Origin of the sequence: Salinicola tamaricis (genome assembly GCF_003006155.1) — a bacterium.
In the GTDB taxonomy this organism is placed as follows: domain Bacteria; phylum Pseudomonadota; class Gammaproteobacteria; order Pseudomonadales; family Halomonadaceae; genus Salinicola; species Salinicola tamaricis.
In genome coordinates this window covers 2,873,027-2,896,423 of record NZ_CP023559.1, presented here as the reverse complement: position 1 = coordinate 2,896,423, position 23,397 = coordinate 2,873,027, and the positions used below count along the sequence as shown (strand labels likewise).

Sequence of the window (23,397 nt, the reverse complement as noted above, 5' to 3'; positions counted from 1 at the left end):
TTGCCTCGACAATAACCCATGAGAACGAAAGTACAAGCATTCCCCCGACAAACAGAAAGAACTCCCCATACAGCTTATGCAACAGCTCTTCAGGCACGAGTCTCCCCTCTGCTGGCTTACACAGATTTATTCAACTATATCAATTGTCATCTGTAGACCCTTGCCAGTGTTGAGCGTCTACGCGCTCTCTCCTTTCGCCCGCCCATCACTGACCCCCTGTTTCCCGGTACCAGCGCGCCGTTACCCGTCTCGCGGCTCGGTATCCGTGCCCTTCTGCTCGAACATCAGGCAAAACGAAGCCCTTCCGAGTGTGGTGTGGCTAATCGGCAACATACCACAGCGACGACTCTCGGCAATCGCTACATTAGGCGGTCTGGACGGTTTGACTTGAGGAGGTAGATGGAGGATACGAAGACAAGCCAGAGCGGCCAGCGACAAAGAGAAGGCGGACAGATTCAGAAGAAGCAGGCGCTATTGGCTGCCACGGGCAGCGCATGCCCAAGTCTCGGGCGAGATGATGGAAAGAACAAATAGACGCCGCTGGATACTCGGGCGCGAGCACACGACCAAAAACGTTAGGGGGGAGGTGTTTCAGGGGGATGTGGCGCTAAGCCACTGATCTCACACATGGTGCCGGCGGTCGGACTCGAACCGACACACTGTTTCCAGCGGCGGATTTTGAATTCTAGTTCGAGAGCGTCAGTGGCTGTCTATGTCTGAGGAAACAGGCGCTTACGCAGTCCTGAAGCCGTCAACGGGTGGCTCTAAGCGTCAACGACGTTGACAGTTGGTTGACATATTCAGTCATTGCGAAAACTCTTAGGCATTATCTCCTTAGCGCGTCTAAGGTCTTGTTCAACAAAGCTCCCCTCTATTGAGAACATAACTAAAAGCCAGATAACCCTAAAAACCGAGAAAGTTAATACACTCATATTTGCTGCCAGGCCCATAAGAAAAAACTGACTTCCAACACCTTCCATGCCGCGCAAATAATCATTTAAAGCAAAAGAACTGAAATCATAAACAGTAAAGTATAGGACTGCGCAATACATTAGGCAAAAAGTTGAAACCAAGGACTTTAACTTTTTACTTTTCTGCCCTATCGCAAAGGCCGCAAACACGATACCGAGCGGTGTCAAAATATCGTAACTGATCTCCGAAAATCGCCCTTCGGCTATCAGCGAGAACATCCCAAAGCCTATATAAAAAGGCTCCAAAATTAAAAGAAGCACGCTCAACGAAACCCACAACCTAAAAGATTGGTGCATCCTCTTCATTTTTTAACTTCCCGAATAAGCGCACTCAGACTTTCCATCACATCGGGCGCATTCCAATCTCGCGTCTCCATTTTTGAAAACAGAAACCTGTAATATTCTGTCTGCGCCAATTGCCTTTCTTCTTTAGAGTCTATTTCGCCTATTCTATTTTCATAAAACGCCGAAACAGCAAGCTTGTGCTCCACTTTGGCTTTAATCTGATCAAACTGGTCAATTCTCTTCAGACAGACCTTTAGCAGAACACTCAACAACCCAAAACCAGCGGCCACCGATATTAAAACCAACCAATTCTGAGGGTACAAAATTTTTAAGCCGACACCGCTTCCTAGCACCAAAACCATGCCAACCACTATACCCCATTTTTCAAGAACCGCACCTCGGCGCCCCTCAATTATCCTCTGGGCATAATTATCGAAGCCTCTATAAAGAGCTGCAAAGCTAGTGTCATTCTTTAGCTCATACAGCAAAGTATTATTTTCTCGAATTTCCTCTACAAGCTTTTCTTTTGTTTCACCCCATTCTCTCTCAAACTTCTCTTTATCTTCTTGAATTTCTAAAAAATGTCTCCGGACAGCATCCTCATCAATTTGTGAAAACTCTCTTCTCAATTTCTCTTCGATAATTGAAAACTTTATAACGGAAAAGTATCTATCTCTCAGTATATGATAGTAAGTGGTTTCAGCCTGACTTCTCTCACGACCTTCGATATTAAAGCACTGGGCTTTGTTAGATTTATATCAGTCATCAAGGAAGATCAACCCCCTTTATTCTGACCTGATCTACAATCATATCCGTTATGACAAACGCGCCATATAGCGAAGAAACCAACTTGGACGGCTCTTTGTTAATGGAAATATCTTCTATCGCGTGAACCCAATAGAAGTTTTCATCCAAATTTATATGCTTTCGATATAACGAGTTTGATCTGTCAGGGCACCAATAAGGCTCGACCTTAATAGCTCAATAAAAGCTGGCATCCCTCTTCAACTCAGAAGCCGCAATACTGATTCTTTCGATCTCCCATACTAACTTATCGATATATTCCACTGTACTGAACATTTTTCTTCTGTCATAGAAAACTCTCTATGCGAGATCTGACATATATAACATACATATAACATCAAATCCTTTGCCCAACATCAACCCTGTTACTCGGTGCCAGCCGCGCAATTACCGCCGCGCGACCCGGTACCCGTATCTGTCTTCCTGACAGTCTATCCTGCTCCTCATCATCGCTTGCGTTTCTTAGAGCTTCTAAAAAAGCGCTTCCTTATCTTCGCCTCGATAATAATCCAAGTGAACGAGAGTACAAGCATTCCCGCGACGAATAGGAAGAACTCCTCGTACCAGCTTGTGCATCAGTTCTTCAGGCATGAACATCCCCCTCTGCTGGTTTCCACAGATTTATTCAACTACATCAATTATTGTCTGTAGACCCTGGCAGTGTTGAGCGTCTAACGCGCTCTCTCCTTCCGCCGCCCATCACTGATTCCCTGTTCCCCGGTACCAGCGCGCAATACCCGTCTCGCGACTCGGTATCCGTGCCTGTCTTCTTGAGCGTCGACGCGCTCTTTCGATCTCCGGGCTCACCTGTCCTGCTTCTTCGCTTACCTGATCAGTCATCAGCCACAGCGTGTACTTGCTGAACGCCTGACTGACCTCAGCCAGCAGCTTTCCCGATGGACCGCTTCGACCCATCTCCACGTTGATCAGTGTCTGCTTGGGCACACCGATCAGGTCGCAGAAAGCCTGACGCCCTAGCCCCTCCGCCTCGCGTATCTCACGCACCTTTTTGCCAAGATCGCTTGACATGTGTTTTTTTCTGCCTATATTCGGATATAGATACTGTGTTCAGATATAGACACCATCTGTCTAACACACCGCATACCGCAAAAAGCCTATCACAGACAAACAAAGGCGGCTTACGACAATGGAACCCAGCAAATCGCCCCAGGTCCCGGCCCTCGTGCCCCTGATGACCAAAGAGCGCTTCGCGGACCTCTCTGGTTTGTCTCTCGACACCATTGAAGGCCACCTGCGTCGTGGTTACCTGCCCTCCTACAAGCTGGGCCGCCACCGCATGATCACATCGCCCTACTCCAGGCCGAGCTGCTGGAAGGGGATGACTTCTCATGATCCAGGTCACGTTCGCCCACCTCATGCCGAACCAGCCCGACCACGGCACCAGCTTTCACCTGGATGGCCGGTACGCGGGCTATATCGGGCAGGACGCTACCGGCGCCGCTTTCGTCTATTTCCATCGTTCGTACTGGCGCCTTACCCGTCTTCGCGAGGCCCGCGGCTATGTCTCCGTCGCTGATCGATCCGCTGCCCTACGTCTTGTGTCTCGGCTTGCTCTACGTCTGGCTTACCGGCAACTGAGGTCTCGCGCTCGGACCACCGTCAACTCGCCCTGCTCCAGCTCCTTCTATCAGCGTGTGCTGGACGACACCGATTTTCAGCGCACGTTGGCCCGCGTGCTGATCGACCAGCGCACCTGGAATGACCCCAGCCAGGGCAACGGCGCCCGCGATCTCGCGTTCACTCCTGAATGCGCATCGCCTGAGCCCGTGCCCGCTGCGCGTTCCCCCAAGCGCGTCTTCAACGTCTACCCGGCGTTGACCTTCAACCTCCTGCACTACACCGACGGCAGCTATCGCCGCGTCACTGCCGCTGACATCCAGGCCGGGGCCGACCCACGCCCCGCCGATACCGCGTTCCCCTTCGCCCAGGTCACCGGTGGCTCGCTCCCCCCGTCGCCTGCCTCTGCCAGTGCCTGGGCGCTTTTATTCCCCCGACCGTACCGCGTTTCTCGGGCGGTCATCGCCACGCAGTCCCCACCACGAGGAACACCCAATGACCACGACCAAGAAACAGCCCGTTCGTGTGTTCCTGGATCAGAGCGACCACTCCCGGTTTCTCGTCCAGGCTGGCACCAACCGCCTGACCCCTTCCGCCCTGGGCGAACGGCTCATGCAATACGGCCTCTCCCTGCTCGAAAGCGGCGACCGCTCGCCGTTGGCAGGCACCACCCCGGCCCGCCCGGACTCCGGGGCTTAAGTCATGTTGCTGCCTGCCCGTCACCCGTCGCCCATCGGTCGCACGGCGTCCCAGGCCGGCACCGCGCCCCCCGTCATACCCTGCGCAGCACGGGTTGACGGGGGGCGCGGGATCGGCCGCCGTGCATCCCGACCGATGGACGACGGGCAGGGGTGGGTAGCCGCCTGCCCGGAGCCCCGAGTCTTGAGGGAGCGGGCCAAGCGGTGCCTCCAGGGCCGTGACTACGGCCACGCCGCCCTGCTCTACGCCCAGGCGGAACACCTCACCCGGATGCTCGACCCCGAGTCGTCCGACCTCACTGAGCTAGTCGTACTCGCTCGCCACTGCCACATCCTGGCAACCCGGTACCAACGCTGAAAGGAACCTCACCATGTCCATGATCAACACCATCATCGCCCGCGTTTCCGGTGCTTCCCGCTACGAATTCGATGGCCGCAAGGGCGGCAAGGTCAGCGTCATTAACGAAGTCGACGCCGACAACGATAACCAAGTCGGTATGCAGTGCTCCGACATGTCCGCCGACTTTTCCATCGTCGATCAGATTCGTAACGCCGGGGTCGAGCTGCCGTGCAACCTCGAACTCGATATCGAGCTGCGCATGGTTCGCGCTGGCCAGAACCGACAGCAAACCACCTCGATGCACGTCATCGCCGTGCGCCGCCCCAAGGGCACCGGTGCCGCACCTTCGAGCGCCAAGGCCGACACGGCCAAGGCCAACTGACGCCCCCGCGTCGACCGTCAACGACTTAGGAGGAACCACAGATGACTGACGACCAATTCGATGCCCTGTGGCTCCTCATCTTTTGTATCGGGCTCGTGCTCGCGTTCGGGCTCGGTGCAATCAAGGGTGGCCAACGATGAGCGGTTCGGAACTCATCGGCTACCTGCTCGGTGCCTACGCCCTCGGTTGGGCGTGGGGCAAAACCACACTCGCGTTCAAGCAATTCGCGGAGAAAACCCTATGAAAACCCAACTGAAAGACGCGCTCATCACCACCCGCAACGCCGCCCGTTCGATCCCCGGCAAGGTCGCCATGATCGGCGTCGGCACCATCGCCACGGCCAGCGCCGCCATGGCCTCCGACTCCGGTGGCTCGGCAGCCTCTGCGGCCTTCTCCGAACTCAGCAGCCAAGCCAGCAGCATGGCCAGCGAAGCGTGGCCGGTGGTCACCGCTATCGTCGGCTCGCTGCTCGCCATCGGGCTGTTCAAGAAGTTCGCCAACAAGGCCACCTGATCGGTGGTTCAACCGGCCCCGCTGTCCGCCCTGGGCGCATACCGGGGCCGGTCTTCAGGGGCCTTCCGAGGCCCCTTTTTCATGGGTGCGTTATGAAATCCTGGCTCTCTTTACTGCTCTTGTCGGCTGCCATCTTCTTGATGCCCCAGGCCCATGCCGACCCTTACTGGTCGGCGGAAGCGTACTGCTGGGAAGGTCCCAATGGGAGTTCCCCAGGCGGGCTGGATAATTGCCGTGAGGCGGCCTCAGCCGGTGACAGCCTGGAGCACAATTACTATTACAACCAGAACACGGGGGAGTTTGAGCATGAAATCGTCTGGTATGTCCTCTATTGCGATAGCTACCCCTGCGACAAGGCCCAGGTGCTGCGGGATCACCCCGAGCTGCTTCGCCCCGGCATTGTCGGTATCGATCTAGATGATCAGCAGTGCGACGCCATCTATGGCAAGCCCAACGAGACTTACAACGGCGTTTTCATCAATGAGCAGGGCCAATATCAGACCCAGATAGGTAACTGCGTCATCGTCGACGATGGCGGTGTGGGGGCCTGCTTCAACAACGCCGACGGCTCCCAGACCTGTTCCGCCGACTGGACATCTCACGCCACCGATAATCGTGTCGATGATCCGCCCGACAGCGATATCGACGACGCTGATCTAGAGCCCTCGGACGACCCCGACGATTGCGGCAATGGCTATGTGTTTCGCCAGGGTCAGCCCTACTGCTACACCGGCAAGGGCTCCTTTTCGGTGATCGACTTCTCCGGGGGCACCGCGGGCGGCAGTTCCGGTTCGGGTTCCGGGGGCACGCCTGCGACCGATACCGGCACCGAGACGGGCACGGACAGCGGCAGCGGTAGCGATACCGGCAGCAGTGGTGGTGGCTCCACATCCGGCGGTGGTGGTGGCGGTGCCTCGTCTGGCGGCGGCTCGTCATCCGGTGGCGGTTCCTCATCGGGCGGCGGCTCATCGACCGGTGGCGGCTCATCATCCGGCGGCGGCTCATCGTCCGGTGGCGGCTCATCGTCCGGTGGCGGCTCATCGTCCGGTGGCGGCTCATCGTCCGGTGGCGGCTCATCATCCGGTGGTGGCTCATCGTCCGGTGGCGGCTCATCGTCCGGTGGCGGCTCATCGTCCGGTGGCGGCTCATCATCCGGCGGCGGCTCATCGTCCGGTGGCGGCTCATCGTCCGGTGGCGGCTCATCGTCCGGTGGCGGCTCATCATCCGGTGGTGGCTCATCGTCCGGTGGCGGCTCATCGTCCGGTGGCGGCTCATCATCCGGTGGCGGCTCATCGTCCGGTGGCGGTTCCACGGGTGGCGGCAGTGACACGCCCACCGATACCGGTGATACCAGCACCCCTGACGAATCGACCGATACACCCGACCAGTCGACCGATACCCCTGACGAGTCGACCGACACACCCGACCAATCGACCGACACACCCGACCCGTCGACGGATAGCCCGGACGAGTCGACCGACAGCGATAACGCCGACAACCCCACCCAAGGCGATACCGGCAGCAGTGACAGCGGCAACAACGACAGCGGCGACGGCGAAGAGAGTGAGGAATCCGGCGACGGCCTCGATGCGGTGCTGGATGCCATCGGCGGTGTACGCAAGGCGATCAACGACGGCTTTTCCAGCCTCGTAGACACCTTCACCAACCAGGACGGCGCCCCTTCCGCCGCCGATGTGGAAAGCGAGTTCGATGGCCAGGGCCTTACCGACGACCTGATGAGCCAGCTCGATACCCAGAACGAAGACGTACAGGGCGAGATCACCCAGCGCTATCGCGACCTGTTCGAGGATGACAGCAGCCTCCTGGGCCAGGGCCTGAGCTACGTCAAAGGCGTGACCACCGCCTGGCTCCCCGAGATTCCCGGTGGCGGCGGCTGCGTCCCGCTCACCTTCAGCTTCCAGGGCCACACCGTCACCATCGAGTGCCGCGTCTTCGACCTGATCAAGGCCGCTCTCTCCTGGCTGCTGTTCTTCTTCACCTGCTACCAAATCACCATGATCGCGCTGTCCTATCGCAGCGCGTCGGAGGGCTGACCATGGGTGCGCTCGTTCGGCTGCTCTTCACCGCCCTGATCCCGCTGGCGCGTAACTTTTTCAAGTACTTCGGGACGTGGTTTCTTCAGTTCTTCTTCTGGCTCAAGGTTGCCCGCTTCGGGCTGTTCCTGATCAAGGTCGGGATTTTCGTCGCCCTGATCACCGGCACCGCCGATGTGATTTCCAGCATCATCGATAGCCTCACCGTGGCCATGCCCCCGCTCCTGGCCGATGGCGTCAACCGCATCCTCCCCGACAACTTCTCCACCTGTGTCTCGGCCATCGTGCTGGCCAAGTTCACGGTCATGGCCCTGCACGTCAAAGACCGCGTGCTAGGCCTTGGGGGTGTGTGATGGCCGTCTATGTCGTCACCGGCAAACTGGGCGCGGGCAAGACGCTCGTGGCCGTCGGCAAGATCAAGGACAAGCTCAACCACGGCTGCGCGGTGGCGACCAACCTCGATCTGCGCCTGCATAAGCTGATCGGCGAACGCGCGCGCAACACCCACGTCTATCGCATCCCAGACAAGCCCCAGCTCGCCGACCTGGAAGCCATCGGGCGCGGCAACGATACCTACGACGAAGCCAAGAACGGCCTCCTGGTGCTTGATGAGTGCGGCACCTGGTTTAACTCCCGCTCCTGGGCCGACAAGTCGCGCCAGGACGTCATCAACTGGTTTCTACACGCGCGCAAGCTCGGCTGGGACATCATCTTCTTGATCCAGGATCTCTCGATCATGGACAAGCAGGCCCGCGTCGCGCTGGCCGAACACGTCGTCTACTGCCGGCGTCTCGATCGCCTGTCGCTGCCGATCATCGGCTCTCTCTGGTCGATGTTCGCCGGCGGCAAGCTGCCGATGCCCAAGCTCCACCTCGGCATCGTCAAGTACGGCGACTCTCCGCAAAGCCTTGTCGTCGAGCGCTGGACCTACACCGGCCGCGCGCTCTACCCGGCCTACGACACCAAGCAAGCCTTCTCCGACGCCTACCCGCACCAGACCTACATGATGCTGCCGCCGTGGCTCACCCATGGCGTGTTCCGCGTCCCCCGCGATGCGAGGTTCTACATGCGCATGACCCGTATCTACTGGAAGCGCTTCAACCGCCCGCTTCTGGTCACCCTGGCTTTTCTCCTGGGCATCGTCCTCACCACGTCCGTGCTCGTCGTCGATCAGGTCGACGCCCGCAACGCCGACCTCGAGGCCACGCCCGATCCTGCGCCCGCCGTCGATCTCTCCCGCTTCGACCGCGCGCGCATCACCGGCTACGCCCAGCTGGGCGACCTCACCACCTACCGCCTCCTGGACGGCGACCACCGGCCCACCACCAGTGACGACCTCGAACGCCTTGGCCTCGAGGTCATCCCGATGGGTGCCTGTCATCTCCGCCTCGGCTCTGGAGCCCACCATGTCGACATCGGTTGCTAACCTCGCCCGCGCCGCCCTGGCCGCCGGCGCCCTGCTGCTCACGTCCACCGCCCACGCCCTGCCCATCGATATGCAGGACGCCGACGTGCGCGACTTCGTGCACTGGTACAGCCAGCAAACCGCCACCCCCATCGCCATCGACCCGCGTGTCCATGGCACCCTGACCGTCTACGCCCCGGACGTGCCGCCCGATCAGCTCCCCGAGTTCTTCCACGGCGTCATGCAGTCCCACGGCTATCAGCTCGTCCCCGGCAACCCGCCGACCCTGGCACCGGCCCGGCGCGACCAGACGTTCATGAGCCGTATCGCGACCCCGCCCCCGCGTGAGCCCAGCGTCTCCCGCGTGCTGCCGATCAACCATCTACGCGCCGACGATCTCGCGCCCCTGGTCGACGCCTTCCTGATACAGAACACCCCCGGTAGCGCGCAGGCCACCCACGCTCAGGTGCTGCACGCCGCTAACGCGCTCCTGGTCAGCGGCCCCGCCGACCGCATCCAGGCGCTCGAACGGCTGCTGCCCCAGATCGACGTTACCCGCGCCCAGGTGCTCATCCGCGCCCTGATCTTCGAGACCACCGACGGCGACACCCTCGACCTCGGCGTCTCGTTTGGCCGCGCCCGCGCTGGCAGCAACCCCGCCGGGGGCTTCAACACCTCGGGGCTCGGTCGCGCGCTCTCGGTGCCCGGTGGCTCGTTCGGCATCTTCGACGGCAACGTCCTCGCGCTCGCGATCTCGGCACTCAAGCGCGACAGCAACGCCCGCATTCTCTCCACGCCGCAAATCCTGGCGCTCTCCGGCCAGCGCGGCACCATCTCGGTCGGCCAGAACGTCCCCTTTATCACCGGTCGCGTGACGGGCTCCGCGGCCAATGTCGAGAACCCGTTCCAGACCATCGAGCGCCGCGACATCGGCATCACCCTCAACGTGCTGCCGGTGGTCACCCCCTCGGGGCTGATCGTCATGGACGTAGGCACCTCTGCCGACAGTCTCACCGACTCGGTGCTGGCGTCCGACATCATCACCAACCAGCGCAGCATCAACACCACGGTACAGATTCAATCGGGCCAGTCGGTGCTCCTGGGCGGCCTCGTCTCCGAAGAGAACCGGCAGCAGCAGAACCGCGTGCCGGTGCTCTCCGACATCCCCGTCATCGGCGCCCTGTTCCGCTCCACCTCGACCAGCCACCAGAGCAGCAACCTCTACGTCCTGCTGCAAGCCACCGTCCTACCGACTCGGGAGGCCGCCTCATGACCCGCACCAACACCTGGGTACCGCTCGCCCAATGGCTCGCGATCCTCGCCATGTCGCAGGAACACGCCATCAAGTTCATCTGGCCCGACTCGCCCGCCGTGCCCTGGGCCATCCTGGTCGGGCGCATCGCCTTCCCGCTGTTCGCCGGCATGGTCGCGTGGCATCTTCTGCACAACACCCGCCACCCGCTGCGCTACGGCTGTCGCCTGCTCCTGGTCGGCCTCGTCGCCCAGCTCCCTTACGCCCTGGTCGTCACCCCGGACAAGCTCAACGTCTGCTTTACCCTGGGCCTGGGTCTGCTCGCCGTGGTGCTGCTGGTACGTCTCGAGGAGCGCACTCTACAGCTCGCCGCCGGGCTCACGCTGGTGATGCTCGCCCTCGCCGCTCATCCCTGGATCGAATACGGCCTCCCTGGCCTGCTGCTGGTGCCCGCGTTCGCCCTGGCGTTCCGCTACCCCCGGCACACCGCCGCCGCTCTCCCGCTCCTGTTCGCCTCGACTCATCAACGCCACCCCGGCCCGGATGGTCGTCAGCCTCGCTACCGCCGTCGTGCTACTCCTGCTGGCCAACGGGTCGCTCTCCTGGCGCATACCGGTCCCAGCCATACCGCGCCCCCTGCGGCTCTCCTGGTACCCGCTGCATCTGCTCGTCATCACCCTGGCCACCGCGGGCATCACGTCATGAGGGGGGCAACACGGACTGCCGGGGACCGACGACTAGTGAGTGGGGGTAGACGAATCTGTCGTCGGGCAACGGTAGTCAACCGGTCCACCCAAGCCAGCCAGGGGGCGAGACCCTCCCTGTAGCACGTCTCGCAGAATGACCAAGAAACCGCTCATAGAACGTCACTAAACGTCAGTAAGGGACACTTCAAAAATGAAGACATGGGAACGTGCGACACTCGACTCACTCGCCAGGGGCGAGATGGACCCCAAGGGCAATCTGTTCTTCAGTCCCAAGGGCCAGCGTGACCACGGCGACATCAAATTGCTCAACGCCGGCGTCGACACCGTGCGCCAGCTCTACGCAGGCAAGCCCTGCTTGGCCCTGTTCGATCAAATCATCGAGGTCTACCACCAGGGACGGGGCGCCACCATCGACCTCTTCGACGCCACCTGGGTAGTCGGTGCCGGCACCTCGACCAGCGGCTTTCGCTACCGGCTACAGAACAATGACCTGGGCGTCATCGTCCTGTTCTACGCCCGTCACACCAAGGTCGAGAACATTGGCACCCACGTGAAAATCGAGCTCTCTCCCCACTTCATCCAGGAGCGGGCCACCGTCGACGTGCAAGCCTACATGGATGGCATCGCCAAGCAGCTCCTCGCCTACGTCGAGCCCATGGGCTGCGCCGTGCACCTCGCGCTGGACGTCCAGGGCTGGCAGCCCCCCAGCGACTTCATGGACCGCTTCGTGACCCGCTCCAAGCGCATTGTCCGCAAGAACGGCATCAGCGACCTCGAGATCACCAGCGGCGAAGTCGCCACCCAATACGCCAACGGGCAAAGCTACCTGTTCGGCTCAGCCGGTGCCCTCCAATCCGCCATCTACAACAAGACCAAAGAGGCACACGCCCGCGACAAGATCCACTTCTGGGAAAGCGTCTGGGGCCGGGCATCCAGCGACGACCCCACCGTCTCCGACTACGACCCCGAGCGCGATGTCTGGCGCGTCGAGATGCGCTTTCACCAGTCGGTGCTGCGTGAGTTCGCCCAGGGCATACCCTGCAACGTCGACACCGGCGAATGCCTCGACATGGACCACGGCTTTCGTCGCTTCCTGGATGTTGTCCCCCACCTCACCGGCCTCTGGCGAACCGCCCTCAAGAGCTACCGCCTGGACCACTCCCGCGGTCTCATCGACAGCGCTTGGCAGCTTTTGCAGGAAAACGCCCGGTTCTACGACCACGAACCCCACTTCTTCTACAAGCGCGCCCGCAAGGCCCCTGGGCTGGGGAATGAACGCAACGTCGCCCTGGTCGTCGGCAACCTGATTTCGCTCTACGCGCGCCAAGGCTTCACCACGCAGCAAGCCATGCACTACCTCACGCAGTGCGGCGCCTGGGACGATATCGCCAACTACTACCGACGACGGGGGATAGGCTCAGGAGAGCTACGACAGCTCATCGCCCAGCGTCTCGTCGAGAGGCGATTACTAGGGAAGGCGGCTTGATGGCGATCAAGAAAACAGCCAGGGGCTGGCAGGTCGATATACAGCCAGGAGGTCGCGGGCACCGGCGCATACGCAAGACGTTCCCGACCAAGCTGGAAGCCCAACGCTTCATGACCCTCACGCTCGGCAAGGCTGCGGCGGGGGAAGACTACTCGCCCAAGAAACGCGACAAGCGGCGGCTGCGTGACCTCATCGACCTCTGGTATGAATTCCATGGCGTCTCGCTCAAGGACGGCAAGCGTCGCTACGCGCAGATGCTCGCCCTCGCCGACATGATGGGCAACCCAATAGCCTCCACCATCACCGCCATGGACGCCGCACGGTTCCGGCAAAAGCGCCTGGCTTCAGGGATCACGCCCACCACCGCCAACCACGATCAGGCCCACCTGCGCGCCGTGCTCAACAAGCTGACCAAGCTCGGCGAGTGGCACCAGGGCAACCCCTTTGCCAGCCTCCAGCCGCTGCGCTTGGACGAAACCGAACTCAGCTACCTCACCGAAGACCAGATAGCCCGGCTGCTTGAGATCCTGGACCGTCGCGCTAACAAGGATGCCGTCCTGATCACCCGGCTCTGCCTAGCCACCGGTGCCCGCTGGTCGGAAGCCCAGTATCTGCGCGCCGAAAACCTCCGCGACGGTCGTGTCACCTTCACCGGCACCAAGAACGGTCGTAACCGCACCATCCCGCTGAATCCGGGGCTCTACCAGACGCTGATCGAACACGCCCCCAAGGTCGGGCGCGTCTTCCCAACGACCGGCTATAACCCGTTTTCGGATGCGATCAAGGAGGCGGGAATTCAGCTCCCCAAGGGGCAGAGAACGCACGTGTTACGCCACACCTTTGCCAGTCATTTCATGATGAATGGCGGGGGACGTATTAACGCTGCAAAAGATCCTGGGACACCAGACCATTACGATGACAATGCGCTACGCACACCTGTCCCCCGACCATCTCGCGGACGCGATCAAATACGCCCCGAAAATCGGTTGACACTGCGTTGACACATCGAGAAAAAAGCAGGAATCAGGCGGAGGGGAAAAACGCTATAAGTGCTTGATTTGCATGGTGCCGGCGGTCGGACTCGAACCGACACACTGTTTCCAGCGGCGGATTTTGAATCCGCTGCGTCTACCAATTCCGCCACGCCGGCAGCGGAGTGGCATTATACGGACCCCGGCCTTTGCGTCAATCACTGCGCTGACTTCGCTCCCCGCCTGCTTTATCATGGCGCCCTCGCGTGGGTCGCCCGCCGGCCCCCGATGCCGCGTCAGCGGCTCGCTTCGAGTGGCCGCGGTCGCCTGCGGTCATGTCATTCCTTTTTCGCCAATTCATGAGTGCCATGCAGCGCGCCGACTTCCATTTCGATCTCCCCGACGAGTTGATCGCTCGCTACCCTTCCGAGCAGCGCACCGATTGCCGCCTGCTGTGCGTCGATGGCCCTTCCGGGGCGCTGGCGCATGAACGCTTCCCCGATCTGCTCGGACATCTCGAACCCGGCGACGTGGTGGTGTTCAACGACACGCGGGTGATCCCGGCACGCCTGTTCGGCCAGAAGGCGAGTGGCGGTAAGGTGGAGATGCTGCTGGAGCGTCCGCTGGATGCCCATCGCGGCCTGGCCCATCTGCGCGCCAGCAAGTCGCCGAAGCCGGGCACCGAGCTGATCTTCGAAGGCGGCATCCACGCTGTGGTCGAAGGCCGGCAGGACGCCCTGTTCGAGCTGCGTTTCCTCGGCGAGACGCCGCTGATCGCACTGCTCGAACAGCACGGCCATATGCCGCTGCCACCCTATATCACCCGCGAGGACGAACTCGCCGATCGTGAGCGCTATCAGACCGTCTACGCCCGCCGCGAAGGCGCGGTCGCCGCGCCCACCGCCGGCCTGCACTTCGACGAGGCGATGATGGCGGCGCTGCGGGCCAAGGGGGTCGAGATCGCCTTCGTCACCCTGCACGTGGGGGCCGGTACCTTTCAGCCGGTACGCGTCGACGATATCCGCGAGCACCATATGCACAGCGAGTGGCTGGAGGTCGACGAGCAGGTCTGCGCCAGCGTCAACCGAGCGCGGGAGGCAGGCAAGCGTGTCGTCGCCATCGGCACCACCAGCGTGCGCTGCCTGGAGAGCGCCAGCCAGGAAGATGGCCGCCTGGCGCCCTACCGCGGCGAGACCGACATCTTCATCTATCCCGGCTATCGCTGGCGCTGCGTGGATGCTCTGGTCACCAACTTCCACCTGCCGGAGTCGACGCTATTGATGCTGGTCTCCGCCTTTGCCGGCTATGAAAGCGTGATGCGCGCCTATGCCGCCGCGTGGAAGCGGAGTACCGCTTCTTCAGCTATGGCGATGCCATGTTCCTCACGCGCCGCGACGCGTGATCGTCCGGGCACGCATCGCGCAAGCGCCGGCGACCTGAGCAAGAGAGAGCCGATCGCTAGCGAGATAGCCAGGTCGCCGAGCGTAGAGAGATAGAAAGAAAGACATCCAGCGGCCCCGAGGGGGCCCGAGCGTGGCGTGCGATTGCCGACGCCCCGAGAGACAGAGAATCCTATGCGACAAGAGTGCTTCATGAAGTTCGAACGCCTGGGTCAGGATGGCCGCGCCCGGCGTGGCCGCCTGACCTTCCCCCGCGGCACGGTGGAAACCCCCGCCTTCATGCCGGTGGGGACCTACGGCACGGTCAAGGGGATGACCCCGCGTGACGTCGAGGCGATCGGCGCCGAGATCATCCTCGGCAATACCTTCCATCTGTGGCTGCGCCCGGGCACCGAGGTGATCGAGGCCCACGGCGACCTGCACGACTTCTCCCAGTGGCAGGGGCCGATTCTCACCGACTCCGGCGGTTTCCAGGTGTTCTCGCTGGGCGCCATGCGCAAGATTACCGAGCAGGGCGTGCACTTCCGCTCGCCGGTGGATGGCGCCAAGGTGTTCATGGGGCCGGAGGAGTCGATGGCGGTCCAGCGCTCGCTGGGCTCGGACATCGTGATGATCTTCGACGAGTGCACCCCCTACCCGGCCACCGAGCAGGAGGCGCAGAAGTCGATGGAGCTCTCGCTGCGCTGGGCCAAGCGCTCGCGCGAGGCCCACGGCGACTCGCCGTCGGCGCTGTTCGGCATCGTCCAGGGTGGCATGTACCCAGAGCTGCGCAAGCGCTCGTTGGAGGGGCTGCTTGAGATCGGCTTCGATGGCCTGGCGATCGGCGGTCTCTCGGTGGGCGAGCCCAAGGAAGAGATGATCGGCGTGCTCGACTATCTGCCCCAGTGGATGCCGGAAGAGCAACCACGCTATCTGATGGGCGTGGGCAAGCCGGAAGACTTGGTCGAGGGCGTGCGCCGCGGGGTCGACATGTTCGACTGCGTGATGCCGACCCGCAACGCGCGCAACGGCCATCTGTTCACCGCCGAAGGTACGGTGAAGATTCGTAACGCCACCCACCGCCACGACACCCGGCCGCTGGAATCGGACTGCGACTGCTACACCTGCCAGCACTTCTCGCGCGGCTATCTGCACCACCTCGACCGGTGCGGCGAAATGCTCGGCTCGATGCTCAACACCATCCACAATCTGCGCTACTACCAGCGCCTGATGGCCGGTTTGCGCGGGGCTATCGAAGCGGGTACATTGGCCGACTTCGTAGCACAATTCTATCGGCGGCGGGGGCTTCCCGTACCGCCCGGGGTCGACTGACAAGAGACGCGCTGGCCGGTGGCGACGCCGGCGGGCCGGATAAGTCTCGTAACGTATCACCCGTTCACATCGCAACTCTCGCGACTTCCATCGCGCAACTTCGGAGAACCATCCATGCTGGACTTTTTCATCCCTGCGGCCCACGCCCAGGATGCAGCCGCACCTGGCGGTGGTGGCATTGCCCAGATCATCATGCTGGTCGGCTTCGTGCTGATCTTCTATTTCCTGCTGTGGCGCCCGCAGTCCAAGCGTGCCAAGCAGCACAAGCAGTTGATCTCCAACCTCTCCAAAGGTGACGAAATCGTCATCGGCGGCGGGCTGATGGGCCGCATCACCGAGGTGACCGACGACTTCATCAGCATGGAAATCGCCGAAGGCACCGTGGTCAACGTGCAGAAGAGCGCCGTGGCCTCCGTGCTGCCCAAGGGTACCCTGAAGTCGCTGTAATCCTTCGGGCCACCGGCATCGTCGCCGGTGGCTCGCCTCATTTCCGCGACAGTCTTCGCACGACGATCCCCCCGATCGTCATTGAATGAAAGGACAGGGCTTCCATGCTCAATCGTTACCCCCTGTGGAAGTATCTGCTGATACTCATCGTCTTCGTCGTCGGTGTCATCTACGCGTTACCCAATCTTTATCCGCAGGACCCCGCCGTTCAGATCAGCACGACCAATGGCACCCTGGACAGCCAGCAGCTAGAGCGTGTGACCCAAGTTCTCGCCGACGACGGCATCGCGGTCAAGTCGGCCAGCATGACCGGCAACTCGACCGCCCTCATTCGTCTCGACAACGCCGAACAGCAGTTACCCGCGCGCGACGCGATCGACAAGGCGCTCGACGACAACTACACCGTGGCGCTCAACCTGGCCGACTCCACCCCCGAGTGGCTGACCAGCCTGGGCGCGACCCCGATGAAACTCGGCCTAGACCTGCGCGGCGGCGTGCACTTCCTGCTCGAAGTGGACATGCAGGCCGCAGTCAAGCAGCGTCTGGAAGCCACTGCCAGCGCCATCCGCGCCGACCTGCGCGACCAGCACATCCGCTACCGCGGCACCGAGATCGACGGCAACGCCCTGCATCTCGAGTTCGCCAACGTCGAGGATCGCAACGCCGCCCGCGACCAGATCCGGCAGAGCTTCCGCGAGTTCCAGCTGCAGAGCCGCGAAGAGGGCCGCCGCGCCTTTCTCGACATGTCGCTCACCGAGCAGTCAAGGACATTCAGGACTACGCCGTCGAGCAGAACCTGACCACGATCCGCAACCGTGTCAACGAGCTGGGCGTCTCCGAGCCGCTGGTCCAGCGCCAGGGGCCCAACCGTATCGTGGTCGAGCTGCCAGGGGTGCAGGACACCGCCGAGGCCAAGCGTATCGTCGGCGCCACCGCCAACCTGGAGTTCCGCCTCGAGGCGCGCCCGGATGCGCCGGCTTCCGAGACCGAGACCTTCCCGTTCCGCAACAACCCGCAGCGCACCGCGACCCTGTCGCGTGACGTGATCATCACCGGTGACCGCGTTTCCAGCGCCAGCCAGGGCTTCGACCAGAACGGCCGCCCCCAGGTCAACATCAACCTGGACGGCACCGGCGGTTCGCTGATGAATCAGGCCACACGCACCAACATCGGCCGCAGCATGGCGGTGCTCTATATCGAGCACAAGACCGACACGCGCACGGTGATGAAGGATGGCAAGCCGGTGGTGGAGCACATCCCCTCCACCGAGCGCAGCATCATCAGCCTGGCGACCATCCAGAGCGCGCTGAGCAACCGCTTCCGCATCACCGGTCTGGACTCCCCGACCGAAGCGCGTGAGCTGGCCCTGCTGCTGCGTTCCGGCTCGCTCGCCGCGCCGATCTACTTCGTGCAGGAGAGCACCATCGGGCCGAGCCTGGGCGCACAGAACATCCAGCGCGGGATCTTCTCGGTGATCGTCGGCGGGCTGCTGGTGGTGGCGTTCATGCTGATCCGCTACAAGGCGTTCGGCGTCATCGCCAACGCCGCCCTGGCGGTCAACCTCACCCTGCTGATCGCGATCATGTCGCTGCTGGGCGCCACCCTCACGCTGCCCGGCATTGCCGGTATCGTGCTCACCCTGGGGATGGCGGTGGATGCCAACGTGCTGATCTACGAGCGCATACGCGAGGAGCTCAGGCGCAAGACACCGGCACAGCAAGCGATTCACGCCGGCTATGGGCGCGCCTTCACCTCGATCGTCGACGCCAACCTGACCACGCTGCTGGTGGCGGTGGTGCTGTTCTCCATCGGCACCGGCCCGGTCAAGGGCTTCGCGGTGACGCTGTCGATCGGCATCCTGACCTCGATGTTCACCGGCATCATGGTGTCGCGTGCCCTCGTCAACCTCTCCATCGGCGGCAAGCCGTTGAAGAAACTCTGGATCTAGGAGACGCGAGCCATGCGCCAATTCGATTTCATGGGCAAACGCCGCATCGCCTTTATCGTCTCGATCGTGCTGACGATCGTCTCGGTCGGTGCCCTCGTGCTGCTCAACCTCAATCTGGGTCTGGATTTCACCGGCGGCACCGTGGTCGAGCTGCACTACGCCGCTGCGCCCTCGCTGGATGACGTGCGCGCCCTGCTCGCCAGCCACGGCTTCGAGAACTTCCAGGTGCAGACCTTCGGCGCCGCCAACGAAGTGCTGGTGCGCCTGCAGCAGACCTTCAACAACGATGTCGGCAATCAGGTGGTCGCCGCGCTCGACGCCAACGGCGCTTCGATCGAGCTGGTCCGGGCCGAGTTCGTCGGCGCCCAGGTCGGCGACCAGCTGCGTGACCAGAGCGGTCTGGGCATGCTGGTGGCCATGGCCGGCGTCGCGGTCTACGTCGCCTTCCGCTTCCAGTACAAGTTCGCCCTGTGCGCGCTGATCTCGCTGGCCCACGACGTGGTGATCGTGCTGGGGCTGTTCGCGCTGTTCCAGTGGGAGTTCGATCTCACCGTGCTGGCCGGGATCATGGCGGTCATCGGCTACTCGCTGAACGACACCATCATCGTCTACGACCGTATCCGCGAGAACATCCGCCTCTCGCGCAGCGACGACATGGCGCAGATCTTCAACGAAGCGATCAACCAGACCCTGTCCCGTACCCTGGCGACCTCGGGCACCACCTTGCTGGTGCTGTTCGCGCTGTTCTTCCTCGGCGGTGACATGATCCACAACTTCTCGATCTCGCTGATCCTGGGGATCGTCGCCGGTACCTTCTCTTCGGTCTATGTCGCCGCAGCGCTGCTGGTGTTCAAGCTGGAACGCCAGGACCTGATCCCGGCGAAGAAGGAGAACGTCGAAGGCGAAGAAGAGCTGCCCTGAGCCGCGCCGAGACCGCTGCTGGACCCAAGGCCTCTCCTCGGAGAGGCCTTTTTCGTGGTCGCCGTCCCGTCCCCGGCGGCCTCATTCCACCGAGATGCGCCCGAGACCGCGCCAGTGCGCTCGGGACTCGACGCCAGCGCGCCGAGCTGGGGTATGATGAGTCGCCCTCCACGCTTGCCATCAGGGAGATCCATGGCTCCTATCTTTGCCGATTCCAGCGTCGCCCGCTGGCTGCTGGTGCTGGTGCTGATCGCCGGCGTCTACTTCTTCATCGACTTCCTGATTCCGGTGCTCGCCGCGCTGATCATCTGTGTCGCCAGCTGGCCGCTCTACCGCTGGCTGCTGGCGCGCTGCGGTCAGCGCCGCACCCTGGCCGCGAGCATCGCCTTGGTGCTGATCATCCTGTGTCTGGTGATCCCCATCGTGATGGCCTGTACCTACGCCTTCCAGGAGCTCAAGGGCTGGATCGGCTGGCTGCTGGCCGCCAACCAGCACGGCATCCCGGTGCCGGGCTGGGCCGCCCAGTTACCCGGGGTCGGCAGTTGGGTCCACGAGCAGTGGCAAACCTATCTGGCCGAGCCCCACGCGCTGGAGTCCTATCTCCAACTGGTGGGTGGCGAGCACATCGGCAATATCTCGCGCTGGGTGCTGGCGCTCGGCAGCAACGCGGTGCATCTCGCGCTCACCCTGCTGTTCATGCTGATCACGCTGTTCTTTCTCTACCGCGATGGGGTGGGCATGGCGCGCCAGCTGGATATCGTCGGCGAGCGCATCCTGCCGGCGCGCTGGCAGCGCTTCTCGCGGGTGGTGCCGGCGACCATCAGCTCGACCGTGGTCGGCATGGGTCTGATCGCCCTCGGCGAGGGGGTGGTGCTGGGTACCGCCTACTGGATCGCCGGGGTGCAGTCGCCGGTGGTGCTCGGTGTGATCACCGCCTTCATGGCGCTGGTCCCCGGCGGCGCCCCGCTCACCTTCACCCTGGTCTCGCTCTACCTTATCGCCACCGGGCATCTGCCCAACGGCATCGGGCTGTTCCTGTGGGGGGCAATCGAGCTGTTCATCGTCGACAAGACGCTGCGCCCGCGGCTGGTCGGCGGGCCGATCAAGCTGCCCTTCCTGCCCACCTTCTTCGGTCTGGTCGGCGGCGTGAAGACCAGGGGCTGGTGGGGCTGTTCGTGGCCCGGTGCTGATGGCCCTGCTGGTCGCCAGCTGGCGCGAGTGGCTGCACGACGACGAGGCCCCGGACGCCCCCAGCGAAGCGGAGCGCTGGGGCTACGGCAACCCGCGGCTGATCGCCCGCTATACCGGTCGCGACCGGACTGATCGCGCCTCAGGGCGATGGCGTAGCGCTTCAGCTTGCGCACCACGCTGGGCTGGCTGATGCCCAGGCGCTCGGCCAGTGCATAGGTGGAACCGTGGGTCTCGGCGAGCTGGGCCAGAATACGCCGCTCATGGGCGGCCAGCGCCGCTTTCAATCCTCCCCCTCGGCCAGTAACGCGCCGCTCGCCGACTCCGTCGGAGGCAGCGACGGCGGCGCCCCGGCGGCGCCCGGCTCGGCCCCCGCCGGGCCGCCGATCACACTGCTGCTCCCCCGCCAGCCAGGCGCGCTCCAGCCAGTTCTCCAGCTCACGCACGTTGCCGGACTCGGCGCTCATCAGCTCGGCCCAGGCCCGCGGGTGGAGCATCTTGTCATCGCCGTAGCGGCGGTTGAGCCGTTCCAGCTGGCGCTCCGCCAGCCCGCGAATCTCTTCGCGGCGCTCACGCAGCGGCGGCAGGGTCACCGGGATGACGTTGAGCCGATAGTAGAGATCGAGCCGGAAGGCGCCCTCCTCCACCTGCCGCGCCAGGTCGCGATTGGTCGCCACCACCAGGCGGAAGTCGACCCGCCGCGAACGGGTATCGCCGAGCCGGGTGAGCGAGCCATCCTGAATCACCTTGAGCAGCTTGGACTGCATGGTCAGCGGGCAGCTCGCCGATCTCGTCGAGGAACAGGGTGCCGTTGTGCGCCTGCTCCAGCAGCCCCGCCTTGCCCTGTCGCGCCGCGCCGCTGAAGGCGCCGGGCTGGTAGCCGAACATCTCCGACTCGAACAGCGACTCGGGAATCGCCGCACAGTTGACGTCGACGAAGGCACCATCGCGGCGACGGCTCCAGCGATGCAGCTGGCGCGCGAAGGCGGTCTTGCCCACCCCCGATTCCCCTAGCATCAGCACTGTGGCATCGGTCGGCGCACTGCGCTTGAGCAGTTGGGTGATCTCGCGCATCAGGCGGCTCTTGACCACCAGCTCGCCGGCCTCGGTGGACGTCTCCGCCGGCGCCTCGTGGTGGCGCTTGAGATGCTCAGTGAAGCGTTGCTGGAGCAGCGCGTACTCATCCTGCAACAGACGCAGATCGGTTAGATCCCGCGAGCGACTGATCACCCGCACCAGGCGCCCACCGACATACACCGGATGCGCCTCGGCGATCACCTGGCGGCCGGTGCCGGTGCGCTGCATCAGCTGCGCCGGCTGGCCGCTGCGGATCACTTCCACGACACCCGAGGGCGAGAGCACGCCGCTGGCCTGCAGCGCCTGCACAGTGGTCGCGCACAGCGCCTCCCGTGGCATGCCGTAGACCGTCGCGGCGCCGGGGCTGACATCGAGGATACGCCCCTCGGCATCGACCACGAACAGATGGTCCTGGGCGGTCTCGACCATCGCCTTCAGGGTGGCGAGGTCCGCTTGGGCCTCAGTCATCGGCATCTCCGATTCGCTTTTGCATCATTGATACGTATTTAAATCAAAAGCTGCAAGTCATCGATACAAAAACGTACGGTACAACAGGTCGACAGGTTCGTAGAATCAATGGGTTACGGTTGGCATGCTTTATGCGTGGTGATAAGTGACCCTTAGACAATCACAATTCAGGAGACGGTATGTCCCACCAGCCTACGGATCGCGCCCCGCTCAACCAGCCGCTGGGCGGTAACGAGATGCCCCGCTTCGGCGGCCCGGCGACCATGATGCGCCTGCCGACCCAGCACAGCGCCGCCGGGCTCGACGCCTGCTTCGTCGGTATCCCGCTGGATATCGGCACCTCCAACCGCCCCGGCACCCGTTTCGGGCCGCGCCAGATCCGTGACGAGTCGCGCATGCTGCGGCCGTTCAACATGGCGACCCGCGCTGCGCCCTTCGAGAGCCTGCAGGTGGCGGATATCGGCGACGTCCCGATCAATACCTTCGATCTCAAGAAGAGCGTCGGCATCATCGAGCGCTTCTACCACGAAATGCTCGGCCACGACGTCATCCCGCTGACCCTGGGCGGCGATCACACCATCGCCCTGCCGATCCTGCGCGCCATGGCCGCCAAGCACGGCCCGGTGGGGCTGATCCACGTCGATGCCCATGCCGACATCAACGACCAGATGTTCGGCGAGCAGATCGCCCACGGCACCCCCTTCCGCCGTGCCGTGGAAGAGGGGCTGCTGGATACCCAGAGGGTGGCGCAGATCGGCCTGCGCGGCACCGGCTACGCCGCCGACGAGTTCGACTGGGGCCGCGACCAGGGCTTCAGAGTGGTGCCGGCGGAGGCGTGCTGGCACCAGAGCCTGACGCCGCTGATGGCGGAGATTCGCGACAAGGTCGGCGGCGGGCCGGTCTATCTGAGCTTCGACATCGACAGCCTCGACCCCGCCTACGCCCCGGGCACCGGCACCGTCGAGATCGGCGGGCTTACCATCCCCCAGGCGCTGGAGATCATCCGCGGCTGTCACGGCCTGGATCTGGTCGGCTGCGACCTGGTCGAGGTCTCGCCGCCCTACGATGCCCACGGCCAGACCGCGGTGGTCGCCGCCAACCTGCTGTTCGAGATGCTCTGCGTGCTGCCCGGCGTGAAGCGCCGCTGACGCCAACCAGCCGCAGGTCATCACCGTTCATATCTGGATTCAC

Annotated in this window: 19 protein-coding genes, 1 tRNA gene and 4 pseudogenes; 18 read left to right on the top strand and 6 right to left on the bottom strand. The window is 62.7% G+C overall.

The window, feature by feature from the left end:
• Nucleotides 1-800: 800 nt before the first annotated feature.
• The 3 genes from CN538_RS13365 to CN538_RS13360 form a co-directional block, all read right to left on the bottom strand.
• Nucleotides 801-1,268 carry a hypothetical protein gene (locus CN538_RS13365; protein WP_164999603.1) on the bottom strand — a complete coding sequence of 156 codons (468 nt, stop codon included), beginning with the start codon at nt 1,266-1,268 and terminating at the stop codon, nt 801-803.
• A gap of 5 nt (nt 1,269-1,273) precedes the next feature.
• On the bottom strand, nt 1,274-1,885 hold the full coding sequence (locus CN538_RS19980) for a hypothetical protein (RefSeq protein WP_129591369.1): 612 nt from the start codon (nt 1,883-1,885) through the stop codon (nt 1,274-1,276).
• Nucleotides 1,886-2,759: 874 nt separating this feature from the next.
• On the bottom strand, nt 2,760-3,089 hold the full coding sequence (locus CN538_RS13360; RefSeq protein ID WP_106419748.1) for a helix-turn-helix transcriptional regulator: 330 nt from the start codon (nt 3,087-3,089) through the stop codon (nt 2,760-2,762).
• A gap of 1,044 nt (nt 3,090-4,133) precedes the next feature.
• Between CN538_RS13360 and CN538_RS13355 the strand changes: the two genes are divergently transcribed.
• From CN538_RS13355 to CN538_RS13305, 11 genes are all read left to right on the top strand, one after another.
• A complete protein-coding gene (locus CN538_RS13355) occupies nt 4,134-4,337 on the top strand; it encodes a hypothetical protein (RefSeq protein ID WP_106419747.1) in 204 nt (67 codons plus the stop codon).
• 370 nt (nt 4,338-4,707) lie between these two features.
• Nucleotides 4,708-5,058, top strand: a complete 351-nt coding sequence (locus CN538_RS13345) for a hypothetical protein (RefSeq protein WP_106419745.1) — start codon at nt 4,708-4,710, stop codon at nt 5,056-5,058.
• Nucleotides 5,059-5,099: 41 nt separating this feature from the next.
• Nucleotides 5,100-5,198, top strand: coding sequence for a tail virion protein G7P-2 (locus tag CN538_RS26380; RefSeq protein WP_422917505.1), 99 nt, complete (start codon nt 5,100-5,102; stop codon nt 5,196-5,198).
• Nucleotides 5,199-5,298: 100 nt separating this feature from the next.
• Nucleotides 5,299-5,571: a major coat protein gene (locus tag CN538_RS13340; protein ID WP_106419744.1), complete on the top strand. Its 273-nt coding sequence runs from the start codon at nt 5,299-5,301 to the stop codon at nt 5,569-5,571.
• A gap of 140 nt (nt 5,572-5,711) precedes the next feature.
• Complete coding sequence (locus CN538_RS21185; protein ID WP_207233500.1) at nt 5,712-7,625, top strand: hypothetical protein; 1,914 nt, start codon at nt 5,712-5,714, stop codon at nt 7,623-7,625.
• 2 nt (nt 7,626-7,627) lie between these two features.
• Complete coding sequence (locus CN538_RS13330; RefSeq protein WP_106419743.1) at nt 7,628-7,978, top strand: DUF5455 family protein; 351 nt, start codon at nt 7,628-7,630, stop codon at nt 7,976-7,978.
• Nucleotides 7,978-9,051, top strand: a complete 1,074-nt coding sequence (locus CN538_RS13325) for a zonular occludens toxin domain-containing protein (RefSeq protein ID WP_106419742.1) — start codon at nt 7,978-7,980, stop codon at nt 9,049-9,051. Before CN538_RS13330 ends, CN538_RS13325 begins: the two co-directional genes overlap by 1 nt.
• Nucleotides 9,032-10,303 (top strand): secretin N-terminal domain-containing protein, encoded by a 1,272-nt coding sequence (locus CN538_RS13320; protein ID WP_106419741.1) that lies wholly within the window; start codon nt 9,032-9,034, stop codon nt 10,301-10,303. The genes CN538_RS13325 and CN538_RS13320 overlap by 20 nt, the downstream gene beginning before the upstream one ends.
• Entirely contained in the window at nt 10,300-11,109 is an 810-nt protein-coding gene (locus CN538_RS13315) for a TraX family protein (RefSeq protein ID WP_106419740.1), read from the top strand. Before CN538_RS13320 ends, CN538_RS13315 begins: the two co-directional genes overlap by 4 nt.
• A gap of 118 nt (nt 11,110-11,227) precedes the next feature.
• On the top strand, nt 11,228-12,475 hold the full coding sequence (locus CN538_RS13310) for a hypothetical protein (RefSeq protein WP_242495106.1): 1,248 nt from the start codon (nt 11,228-11,230) through the stop codon (nt 12,473-12,475).
• Nucleotides 12,475-13,476, top strand: coding sequence for a phage integrase (locus tag CN538_RS13305; protein ID WP_207233499.1), 1,002 nt, complete (start codon nt 12,475-12,477; stop codon nt 13,474-13,476). The genes CN538_RS13310 and CN538_RS13305 overlap by 1 nt, the downstream gene beginning before the upstream one ends.
• A gap of 62 nt (nt 13,477-13,538) precedes the next feature.
• Here CN538_RS13305 and CN538_RS13300 read toward each other — a convergent pair.
• Nucleotides 13,539-13,625 (bottom strand) — tRNA-Leu (locus CN538_RS13300).
• Nucleotides 13,626-13,814: 189 nt separating this feature from the next.
• Between CN538_RS13300 and queA the strand changes: the two are divergent.
• The 6 genes and pseudogenes from queA to CN538_RS13270 all read left to right on the top strand — a co-directional run bounded on the left by queA (nt 13,815) and on the right by CN538_RS13270 (nt 20,796).
• Nucleotides 13,815-14,848 (top strand): annotated as a pseudogene (gene queA / locus CN538_RS13295) (tRNA preQ1(34) S-adenosylmethionine ribosyltransferase-isomerase QueA).
• 190 nt (nt 14,849-15,038) lie between these two features.
• A complete protein-coding gene (gene tgt / locus CN538_RS13290; protein WP_035475916.1) occupies nt 15,039-16,157 on the top strand; it encodes a tRNA guanosine(34) transglycosylase Tgt in 1,119 nt (372 codons plus the stop codon).
• Between the two features lie 114 nt (nt 16,158-16,271).
• Nucleotides 16,272-16,604, top strand: coding sequence for a preprotein translocase subunit YajC (yajC, locus tag CN538_RS13285; RefSeq protein WP_106419738.1), 333 nt, complete (start codon nt 16,272-16,274; stop codon nt 16,602-16,604).
• A 104-nt stretch (nt 16,605-16,708) separates the two neighbouring features.
• A pseudogene (secD, locus tag CN538_RS13280) lies at nt 16,709-18,552 on the top strand (protein translocase subunit SecD).
• A gap of 12 nt (nt 18,553-18,564) precedes the next feature.
• Nucleotides 18,565-19,473, top strand: a complete 909-nt coding sequence (gene secF / locus CN538_RS13275) for a protein translocase subunit SecF (protein ID WP_106419737.1) — start codon at nt 18,565-18,567, stop codon at nt 19,471-19,473.
• A 192-nt stretch (nt 19,474-19,665) separates the two neighbouring features.
• A complete protein-coding gene (locus tag CN538_RS13270; RefSeq protein WP_207233498.1) occupies nt 19,666-20,796 on the top strand; it encodes an AI-2E family transporter in 1,131 nt (376 codons plus the stop codon).
• Between the two features lie 74 nt (nt 20,797-20,870).
• On the opposite strand, the pseudogene CN538_RS25320 reads toward CN538_RS13270, so the two are convergent.
• Nucleotides 20,871-21,428, bottom strand: a pseudogene (locus CN538_RS25320) (sigma 54-interacting transcriptional regulator); the annotation flags it as partial.
• A 61-nt stretch (nt 21,429-21,489) separates the two neighbouring features.
• A pseudogene (locus tag CN538_RS25315) lies at nt 21,490-22,167 on the bottom strand (sigma 54-interacting transcriptional regulator); the annotation flags it as partial.
• 218 nt (nt 22,168-22,385) lie between these two features.
• Between CN538_RS25315 and speB the strand changes: the two are divergent.
• Complete coding sequence (gene speB, locus CN538_RS13260) at nt 22,386-23,354, top strand: agmatinase (protein WP_106419736.1); 969 nt, start codon at nt 22,386-22,388, stop codon at nt 23,352-23,354.
• Nucleotides 23,355-23,397: the final 43 nt, after the last annotated feature.

Excerpts from the sequence above, each read along its gene's own strand:
- CN538_RS13315 (WP_106419740.1), top strand. The coding sequence starts at position 10,300 with ATGACCCGCACCAACACCTGGGTACCGCTCGCCCAATGGCTCGCGATC.
- CN538_RS26380 (WP_422917505.1), top strand. The coding sequence starts at position 5,100 with ATGACTGACGACCAATTCGATGCCCTGTGGCTCCTCATCTTTTGTATC.
- CN538_RS13360 (WP_106419748.1), bottom strand. The coding sequence starts at position 3,089 with ATGTCAAGCGATCTTGGCAAAAAGGTGCGTGAGATACGCGAGGCGGAG.
- tgt (WP_035475916.1), top strand. The coding sequence starts at position 15,039 with ATGAAGTTCGAACGCCTGGGTCAGGATGGCCGCGCCCGGCGTGGCCGC.
- CN538_RS13355 (WP_106419747.1), top strand. The coding sequence starts at position 4,134 with ATGACCACGACCAAGAAACAGCCCGTTCGTGTGTTCCTGGATCAGAGC.
- CN538_RS13330 (WP_106419743.1), top strand. The coding sequence starts at position 7,628 with ATGGGTGCGCTCGTTCGGCTGCTCTTCACCGCCCTGATCCCGCTGGCG.
- secF (WP_106419737.1), top strand. The coding sequence starts at position 18,565 with ATGCGCCAATTCGATTTCATGGGCAAACGCCGCATCGCCTTTATCGTC.
- CN538_RS13325 (WP_106419742.1), top strand. The coding sequence starts at position 7,978 with ATGGCCGTCTATGTCGTCACCGGCAAACTGGGCGCGGGCAAGACGCTC.
- CN538_RS13270 (WP_207233498.1), top strand. The coding sequence starts at position 19,666 with ATGGCTCCTATCTTTGCCGATTCCAGCGTCGCCCGCTGGCTGCTGGTG.
- CN538_RS13320 (WP_106419741.1), top strand. The coding sequence starts at position 9,032 with ATGTCGACATCGGTTGCTAACCTCGCCCGCGCCGCCCTGGCCGCCGGC.
- CN538_RS13305 (WP_207233499.1), top strand. The coding sequence starts at position 12,475 with ATGGCGATCAAGAAAACAGCCAGGGGCTGGCAGGTCGATATACAGCCA.
- CN538_RS13345 (WP_106419745.1), top strand. The coding sequence starts at position 4,708 with ATGTCCATGATCAACACCATCATCGCCCGCGTTTCCGGTGCTTCCCGC.
- CN538_RS13310 (WP_242495106.1), top strand. The coding sequence starts at position 11,228 with ATGGACCCCAAGGGCAATCTGTTCTTCAGTCCCAAGGGCCAGCGTGAC.
- CN538_RS13365 (WP_164999603.1), bottom strand. The coding sequence starts at position 1,268 with ATGCACCAATCTTTTAGGTTGTGGGTTTCGTTGAGCGTGCTTCTTTTA.
- yajC (WP_106419738.1), top strand. The coding sequence starts at position 16,272 with ATGCTGGACTTTTTCATCCCTGCGGCCCACGCCCAGGATGCAGCCGCA.
- CN538_RS13340 (WP_106419744.1), top strand. The coding sequence starts at position 5,299 with ATGAAAACCCAACTGAAAGACGCGCTCATCACCACCCGCAACGCCGCC.
- CN538_RS21185 (WP_207233500.1), top strand. The coding sequence starts at position 5,712 with ATGCCCCAGGCCCATGCCGACCCTTACTGGTCGGCGGAAGCGTACTGC.
- speB (WP_106419736.1), top strand. The coding sequence starts at position 22,386 with ATGTCCCACCAGCCTACGGATCGCGCCCCGCTCAACCAGCCGCTGGGC.